Below are 730 nucleotides of genomic sequence, written 5' to 3' on the forward strand. Positions count from 1 at the left end.
CTCATCTCTGAGCTGAAGCGCTGGTTTGGTAAAAGTTGTGGTTCGGCAGGTCAAAGGACGTTGCAGGTATTGCTCGCTGATTCAGGCTTCAAAGCTAGTCGGTGGTTGATTCGCAAGCTGATGAAGGAGAAGGGTCTCGTCAGCAGGCAAATCCCTAGTCATCGTTATGCTAAGGCTGAAAAAGAGCACTTAAGTATTCCGAATTTGCTAGATAGGAACTTCAAACCAGACGCTCCAAATCGGGTTTGGACGGGCGATGTGACGTATGTTTGGACAGGCTCTAAATGGCTATATTTAGCCGTTGTGATTGACTTATTTGCAAGACGCGTTGTTGGCTGGGCAACCTCAAAAAGCCCAGACAGCGAGCTAACAAAGAAAGCATTGAGGATGGCCTATGAGAGCAGAGGAAAGCCAAAGGGCTTGATGTTCCACAGCGACCAGGGCTGCCATTATACCAGTAAAACTTATCGTCAATTGCTTTGGCGGTTTGGTATAAAGCAAAGTTTAAGTCGCCGAGGTAACTGCCACGACAACGCCCCCACTGAACGTTTTTTCAGAAGTTTTAAAACCGAGTGGATGCCAAGGTCAGGTTATCAGTCATTTGCAGCGGGTGTTGAAGCGATTAACAGTTACATTACCGGTTATTTCAATCGCTACAGGCCTCACCAGTTTAACAAGGGGCTATCGCCACAAAAGGCTGAAGCAGAATACTTCAAAACTTATAACGAGG

The 730-nt window shown here is 46.7% G+C and carries 1 protein-coding gene; it reads left to right on the forward strand.

Annotation, left to right across the window (positions count from 1 at the left end):
* The coding region (locus Q4519_RS21650) for an IS3 family transposase (RefSeq protein ID WP_303516002.1) at nucleotides 1-730 on the forward strand (730 nt) is incomplete at both ends.

Source organism: Motilimonas sp. 1_MG-2023 (genome assembly GCF_030547455.1).
In the GTDB taxonomy this organism is placed as follows: Bacteria; Pseudomonadota; Gammaproteobacteria; order Enterobacterales; family CBDFNC01; genus Motilimonas.